Here is a 7,689-nt window from a genome sequence, read left to right on the forward strand (position 1 = left end):
ATCTTATACTTACCGGAGGTTTTTCTTTATGCGTTTTACAATACAAAAAGACTATCTTGTAAGAGGTGTACAAGATGTAATGAAGGCAGTTTCTTCTCGTACAACAATCCCTATCCTTACGGGAATTAAAGTTGTAGCTACTGAAGAAGGGGTTACATTAACAGGAAGCGATGCTGATATTTCTATTGAATCGTTTATTCCAGTCGAAGAAAATGGAAAAGAAATCGTAGAAATAGCTCAATCAGGAAGCATTGTTTTACAAGCAAAATATTTTAGTGAGATTGTAAAAAAACTACCTAAAGATACTGTCGAAATTTCTGTGGAAAATCATTTTATGACAAAAATAAAATCTGGAAAATCAGAATTTAACTTAAATGGTTTGGATTCTGCAGAATATCCGTTATTACCACAGATTGAAGAACATCATGTATTTAAGATACCAACAGATTTACTTAAGCATATGATCAGACAAACTGTATTTGCAGTTTCTACTTCTGAAACAAGACCAATCTTGACAGGTGTAAACTGGAAGGTATATAACAGCGAGTTAACTTGTATTGCAACAGATAGTCATAGACTAGCACTTCGAAAAGCGAAAATCGAAGGACATAATATTGCAGATGAATTTCAAGCTAATGTTGTTATCCCAGGTAAGAGCTTAAATGAATTAAGTAAGATTCTAGATGAGTCTGAAGAAATGGTGGATATCGTTATTACGGAGTATCAAGTATTATTCCGTACAAAACATTTATTATTCTTCTCAAGATTGTTAGAAGGAAATTATCCAGATACAACACGTTTAATTCCAGCAGAGAGTAAAACGGATATTTTTGTGAATACAAAAGAATTCCTACAAGCAATTGATCGTGCTTCACTATTAGCGAGAGATGGCCGCAATAACGTTGTCAAATTATCAACTTTAGAGCAAGAAATGCTAGAGATTTCTTCGAATTCACCAGAAATCGGAAAAGTTGTCGAAGAAGTACAATGTGAAAAAGTGGATGGAGAAGAGTTAAAAATATCTTTTAGTGCAAAATATATGATGGATGCATTGAAAGCCTTGGATAGTACAGAGATTAAAGTTAGTTTTACTGGGGCGATGAGACCGTTCTTAATTCGTACAGTAAATGATGATTCAATTATTCAATTAATTTTACCAGTTCGTACTTACTAGGTAAGGAATAAGGGTTGCTAGTTTAAAGATGCTAGTGGCCCTTATTTGATTTTTGGGTATTACTTTCCTAATGTTAGTTTATTTAGTACAATGAAAGAATGAACACTTTCAGAAAGTGAGCGATTTTATGAAACATATTAAAATTTCAACAGAGTATATTACACTAGGACAATTTTTAAAGTTAGCTGATGTAATTGATACAGGTGGCGCTGTAAAATGGTTTTTACAAGAATATGAAGTGTACGTGAACAACGAACTTGAAAATAGAAGAGGTCGCAAACTATATGCGAATGATGTTATTGAAATTCCAGGAAGCGGAACTTTCCAAGTTCAGGCATAAAGGGGGAGCCCTTTGTTTATTTCAGAAATACAATTAAAAAACTATCGCAATTATGAAAAATTAGAGCTTTCCTTTGAAGATAAGGTAAATGTAATTATCGGCGAAAATGCACAAGGGAAAACAAACTTGATGGAAGCTATTTATGTTTTAGCGATGGCGAAATCTCATAGAACCTCTAATGATCGCGAACTTATCCGCTGGGATGAAGAGTTTGGTCAAATAAAAGGGAAATTACAAAAAAGAAACAGTTCTTTGTCTTTGGAATTAAATATTTCGAAAAAAGGTAAAAAGGCAAAATTAAATCAACTTGAACAACAAAAGTTAAGTCAATATATTGGCGTGATGAACGTTGTCATGTTTGCCCCAGAAGATTTAAATCTTGTAAAAGGAAGCCCTCAAGTAAGAAGACGCTTTTTAGATATGGAATTAGGACAAATAGCTCCTGTATATTTGTATGAATTAAGTCAATATCAAAAGGTGCTCACGCAACGAAATCACTTGTTGAAAAAAATGCAAGGGAATAGTAAGAATGAGGAAACGATGTTGGATGTATTTACCCTTCAACTAATTGAGCATGGTGCAAAAATACTGCAAAAACGTTTTGAATTTTTGCATTTGCTACAGGAATGGGCAGCTCCAATTCATCGCGGTATAAGCCGTGGATTAGAAGAGTTAGAAATTGTCTATAAACCAAGTGTAGATGTATCAGAATCAATGGATTTGTCGAAAATAAAAGAAGTATACTATGAAAGTTTTCAATCTGTGAAACAACGTGAAATTTTCCGTGGTACGACTTTAATTGGTCCTCATCGTGATGATTTACAATTCTTCGTTAATAGTAAAAATGTTCAAGTCTTTGGTTCGCAAGGACAACAACGAACGACCGCACTATCCCTAAAATTAGCTGAAATTGAATTAATTTATTCAGAGGTTAAAGAATATCCAATCCTTTTACTGGATGATGTTTTATCAGAATTAGACGATTATCGTCAATCACATCTGTTAAATACAATTCAAGGAAAGGTGCAAACATTTGTTACAACGACGAGTGTCGACGGAATTGAACACGAAACATTAAAAGATGCGAAAACAATTCATGTAACGAACGGCACGGTAGATTGTGAAATAGATAGGGCATAAACCCCTGTTTAAATGGAAAAGTAGGTGATCTTTGTGTCAATGGAACAAAAACAAATGCAAGAAAATGCATATGATGAAAGTCAGATACAGGTACTTGAAGGACTAGAGGCAGTTCGGAAACGTCCGGGTATGTATATTGGATCTACGAGTGGGAAGGGACTTCACCACCTTGTATGGGAGATTGTCGATAATAGTATCGATGAAGCGTTAGCAGGATATTGCGATGAAATTAACGTTAGTATCGAAGAAGATAATAGTATTCTTGTAACGGATAATGGACGTGGTATTCCAGTTGGTATACAAGAAAAAATGGGACGTCCTGCAGTAGAGGTTATTATGACTGTCCTCCACGCTGGTGGTAAATTTGGCGGTGGCGGTTATAAAGTTTCTGGTGGTTTGCACGGTGTTGGTGCATCTGTTGTAAATGCCTTATCAACAGAATTAGAAGTATTTGTACATCGTGATGGCAAAATCCATTACCAAAAATACGAAAGAGGTATTCCGGTTGCAGATTTAAAAGTCATCGGTGATACAGATAAGACTGGAACAATAACTCGCTTTAAACCGGATCCAGAAATTTTTAAAGAGACGACAGAATATGAATTCGATACGCTAGCGACTCGTATGCGTGAGTTGGCGTTTTTAAATCGTAATATTAAATTAACAATTGAAGATAAACGTGAACATAAGCAAAAGAAAGAGTTCCACTATGAAGGTGGAATTAAATCATATGTTGAACATTTAAATCGTTCAAAACAACCAATTCATGAAGAGCCTGTATATGTAGAAGGTTCAAAAGATGGTATTCAAGTTGAAGTTGCGCTTCAATATAACGAAGGATATACAAATCATATTTACTCATTTACAAATAATATTCATACGTATGAAGGTGGTACACATGAGGTAGGATTTAAAACTGCCTTAACACGTGTGATTAACGATTATGGTCGTAAAAATAACATTTTAAAAGATGCGGATAGTAATTTGACTGGTGAAGATGTTCGTGAAGGTTTAACAGCAATCGTGTCAATTAAACATCCAAATCCACAATTTGAAGGGCAAACGAAGACGAAACTTGGAAATAGTGAAGCGAGAACGATTACGGAGTCAGTATTCTCTGAGGCTTTTGAAAAATTCTTACTGGAAAATCCCAATGTTGCACGTAAGGTTGTAGATAAAGGGACGATGGCAGCACGTGCGCGTGTAGCAGCTAAAAAGGCTCGTGAGCTAACTCGCCGAAAGAGTGCTTTAGAAGTTTCAAGTTTACCAGGGAAATTGGCAGATTGTTCTTCTAAAGATCCAGCAATTAGTGAAATTTATATCGTAGAGGGTGACTCTGCGGGTGGATCTGCAAAACAAGGACGCGATCGTCATTTTCAAGCAATTTTACCGCTGAAGGGTAAAATTATTAATGTTGAAAAGGCACGCTTAGATAAGATTTTATCAAATGATGAAGTTCGTACAATTATTACGGCGATTGGTACAAATATTGGTGGGGACTTCGATATCGAAAAAGCACGCTATCACAAAGTTATTATTATGACCGATGCTGATGTTGATGGTGCGCATATTCGTACCCTATTATTAACGTTCTTCTATCGTTATATGCGTCAAATAATTGAGTGTGGATATATATATATCGCACAGCCACCTTTGTTTAAAGTGCAACAAGGTAAAAAAATTCAATATGCTTATAATGATAAAGAACTTGAAAAAATATTAGCTGAGTTACCAGCCCAGCCGAAACCAGGAATTCAACGTTATAAAGGTCTTGGAGAGATGAATCCAACTCAGCTATGGGAGACGACAATGGATCCAGAAGTACGTTCGTTACTTCAAGTTTCCCTTCAAGATGCAATAGAAGCAGATGAAACATTTGAAATTTTAATGGGTGATAAAGTGGAACCGCGTCGTAACTTTATCCAAGAGAATGCAAAATACGTGAAAAACCTTGATATTTAAATGAGTAATGACAGGAATCTAAGTATTCCTGTCTTCTACATATAAATCAATGTATGTGTAACGGAAATGTAAGAGGAGGTGCTCGTTGATGTCAGACAATCAACAACAAGCACGAATTCGAGAAATTAATATTAGTCATGAAATGCGTACCTCATTTTTAGATTACGCAATGAGTGTTATCGTATCTCGTGCATTACCAGATGTTCGTGATGGATTAAAACCTGTGCATCGTAGGGTTTTATATGCGATGAATGATTTAGGAATTACAGCTGATAAAGCGTATAAGAAATCAGCACGTATTGTCGGTGAAGTAATCGGTAAGTATCACCCTCATGGAGATTCAGCCGTTTATGAAACAATGGTACGTATGGCGCAAGATTTCAGTCAACGTTATATGCTTGTAGATGGGCATGGTAACTTCGGTTCTGTAGATGGAGATTCAGCAGCGGCAATGCGTTATACAGAGGCAAGAATGTCTAAGATTTCTATGGAATTAATACGTGATATTTCAAAAAATACAATTGATTACCAAGATAACTACGATGGTTCGGAAAGAGAGCCGATTGTATTACCAGCGCGTTTCCCTAATTTATTAGTAAACGGTACGACAGGTATTGCAGTTGGTATGGCAACAAATATTCCGCCGCATCAACTTGGCGAAGTAATTGATGGTGTGTTGGCATTAAGCCATAATCCAGATATCACTATCGCGGAATTAATGGAATATATTCCTGGACCAGACTTCCCGACATCAGGTTTAATCTTAGGGCGAAGTGGCATCCGTAGAGCTTATGAAACAGGACGAGGTTCTATTATGCTTCGTGCCAAAGTTGAAATTGAAGAGAAATCAAATGGTAAACAATCTATTATCGTAACGGAACTACCTTATCAAGTTAATAAGGCACGATTAATTGAAAAAATCGCAGAATTAGTTCGCGATAAGAAAATTGAAGGTATTACAGATTTACGTGATGAATCAGACCGAAATGGTATGCGTATTGTCATGGAAGTACGTCGTGACGCTAATGCAAACGTACTATTAAACAATCTATATAAACATACAGCACTTCAAACAAGTTTCGGTATTAATATGTTGTCTCTTGTAAATGGAGAGCCTCAAGTACTAAACTTAAAACAAAACTTATATCATTATTTGGAACACCAGAAGGTAGTAATCCGTAGACGTACTGCTTATGAATTAGAAAAAGCAGAGGCACGTGCCCATATTTTAGAAGGATTACGAATTGCTTTAGATCATCTTGATGAAGTTATTACGTTAATTCGCAGTTCAAAAACGGCTGATATTGCAAAGCAAGGCTTAATGGAACGTTTCGGTTTAAGTGAGAAACAAGCGCAAGCGATTTTAGATATGCGTCTGCAACGCTTAACTGGATTAGAACGTGAAAAAATCGAGCAAGAATATCAAGACTTAATGAAATTAATTGCTGAATTAAAAGCGATTTTAGCAGATGAAGAGAAAGTTCTTGAGATTATTCGTGAAGAATTAACAGAAGTAAAAGAGCGTTTCAATGATAAGAGACGAACAGAAATTACAATTGGCGGTATGGAATTTATTGAAGATGAAGATTTAATTCCTGAGCAAAACATTGCGATTACGTTAACTCATAACGGTTATATTAAGAGGTTACCAGCTTCTACGTACAAAACACAGAACCGTGGGGGACGTGGTGTACAAGGAATGGGTACGAATGATGATGACTTTGTTGAACACTTATTAACAACGTCTACTCATGATCATATTTTATTCTTTACAAACAAGGGTAAAGTATACCGTACGAAAGGATATGAAATCCCAGAGTATAGTCGTACTGCAAAAGGGCTACCAATTATTAACCTATTAGGGGTAGATAAGGGTGAGTGGATCAATGCCATTATTCCAATTCGTGAATTTGGTGACGACCAGTTCTTATTCTTTACAACGAAACAAGGTATTTCTAAGAGAACGCCACTTTCATCATTTGCAAATATACGTACAAACGGTTTAATTGCAATTTCGCTTCGTGAAGAAGATGAAGTGATTTCTGTACGTTTAACATCTGGCGATAAAGATATTATCGTAGGGACAAGCAACGGTATGTTAATTCGCTTCAATGAACAAGATGTACGTTCTATGGGCCGTAATGCAGCTGGTGTAAAAGCTATTACATTAGGCGAAGAGGACCAAGTAGTAGGTATGGAAATTGTTGAAGAAGATACGAATGTTTTAATTGTAACGAAAAACGGGTATGGTAAGCGTACTCCAGTTGAAGAGTATCGACTACAAAGCCGTGGTGGTAAAGGTCTTAAGACTTGTAACATTACAGATAAAAACGGTAAGTTAGTAGCGGTTAAGTCTGTAACAGGTGAAGAAGACATCATGCTAATTACAGCCGCAGGCGTTATTATTCGTATGCCAGTTGATCAAATCTCTCAAATGGGACGTAATACACAAGGTGTTCGTCTAATTCGTTTAGAGGATGAGCAAGAGGTAGCGACAGTAGCAAAAGCACAGAAAGATGAAGAAGAAGAAGAATCTAATGAAGAGGTTTCTTCTGAAGAATAAGAGGGGGATTTTCCCCCTCTTATTTTTTTATAATAATACTTGCATAGTAATAGAAAAGTCTATATAATAGGCAGAGTCAGCAAATGAGAGATACAAATTATCTTGAAAAACTTGTTGACGAAAATAATATACTATGATATATTATAAAAGTCGCTGAAACGCGATGTTGAACTTTGAAAACTGAACGAAACAAACAACGTGAAACGTCAATTTTTATTTTTAGATGCTAGACAAACTAACTTTATTGGAGAGTTTGATCCTGGCTCAGGATGAACGCTGGCGGCGTGCCTAATACATGCAAGTCGAGCGAATGGATTGAGAGCTTGCTCTCAAGAAGTTAGCGGCGGACGGGTGAGTAACACGTGGGTAACCTGCCCATAAGACTGGGATAACTCCGGGAAACCGGGGCTAATACCGGATAACATTTTGAACTGCATGGTTCGAAATTGAAAGGCGGCTTCGGCTGTCACTTATGGATGGACCCGCGTCGCATTAGCTAGTTGGTGAGGT

The 7,689-nt window shown here is 36.4% G+C and carries 5 protein-coding genes and 1 rRNA gene; all 6 read left to right on the plus strand.

Annotated features, from left to right (window positions below):
* Positions 1 to 28 precede the first annotated feature (28 nt).
* On the plus strand, positions 29 to 1,174 hold the full coding sequence (gene dnaN, locus AC1Q51_RS18090) for a DNA polymerase III subunit beta (RefSeq protein ID WP_001212886.1): 1,146 nt from the start codon (positions 29 to 31) through the stop codon (positions 1,172 to 1,174).
* Positions 1,175 to 1,301: 127 nt separating this feature from the next.
* Positions 1,302 to 1,514 carry a S4 domain-containing protein YaaA gene (gene yaaA, locus AC1Q51_RS18095; RefSeq protein ID WP_000680510.1) on the plus strand — a complete coding sequence of 71 codons (213 nt, stop codon included), beginning with the start codon at positions 1,302 to 1,304 and terminating at the stop codon, positions 1,512 to 1,514.
* Positions 1,515 to 1,526: 12 nt separating this feature from the next.
* Positions 1,527 to 2,654 carry a DNA replication/repair protein RecF gene (gene recF / locus AC1Q51_RS18100; RefSeq protein ID WP_000470755.1) on the plus strand — a complete coding sequence of 376 codons (1,128 nt, stop codon included), beginning with the start codon at positions 1,527 to 1,529 and terminating at the stop codon, positions 2,652 to 2,654.
* 39 nt (positions 2,655 to 2,693) lie between these two features.
* Positions 2,694 to 4,616, plus strand: coding sequence for a DNA topoisomerase (ATP-hydrolyzing) subunit B (gyrB, locus tag AC1Q51_RS18105; RefSeq protein ID WP_000435980.1), 1,923 nt, complete (start codon positions 2,694 to 2,696; stop codon positions 4,614 to 4,616).
* Between the two features lie 88 nt (positions 4,617 to 4,704).
* The gene (gyrA, locus tag AC1Q51_RS18110) at positions 4,705 to 7,179 is read left to right on the plus strand and encodes a DNA gyrase subunit A (RefSeq protein ID WP_098394651.1); all 2,475 of its coding nucleotides are present in this window, start codon (positions 4,705 to 4,707) and stop codon (positions 7,177 to 7,179) included.
* A gap of 241 nt (positions 7,180 to 7,420) precedes the next feature.
* Positions 7,421 to 7,689: ribosomal RNA gene (locus AC1Q51_RS18115) — 16S ribosomal RNA — on the plus strand; the annotation flags it as partial.

The sequence above is a fragment of the Bacillus sp. MT94 genome (genome assembly GCF_058792475.1).